Raw genomic sequence first — 251 nt, 5'->3', positions numbered from 1 at the left:
GCATTTTTTCCGGGCTATACTAACAGTAACTATCTCTAGCCCTGATGATTACGTCAAGTCTGGCTGAAATGAGAACATCCTCAAAGCCATACACAGACTGCCTTTTTAATTTTCGGACAGGTCTAGTTAACTTCGCCACCTCCATCAATGAAATAAATTGATCATAGCTGATTCCCAGTATACCCCTAGCGCGTTTTGGGTACATATGTATATAATTGGTAATATTTTTCATCTTTGGTAGAACCACGGTA

Annotated in this window: 1 pseudogene; it reads right to left on the bottom strand. The window is 39.4% G+C overall.

Annotation, left to right across the window (positions count from 1 at the left end):
- Nucleotides 1-19: 19 nt before the first annotated feature.
- Nucleotides 20-251: pseudogene (locus FFR48_RS29925) on the bottom strand (hypothetical protein); the annotation flags it as partial.

This window comes from Sphaerospermopsis reniformis, assembly GCF_005402885.1.
Taxonomy (GTDB): domain Bacteria; phylum Cyanobacteriota; class Cyanobacteriia; order Cyanobacteriales; family Nostocaceae; genus Sphaerospermopsis; species Sphaerospermopsis kisseleviana.
The sequence above is the reverse complement of the archived record's forward strand: the minus strand, read 5'-3'. Positions and strand labels throughout refer to the sequence as shown.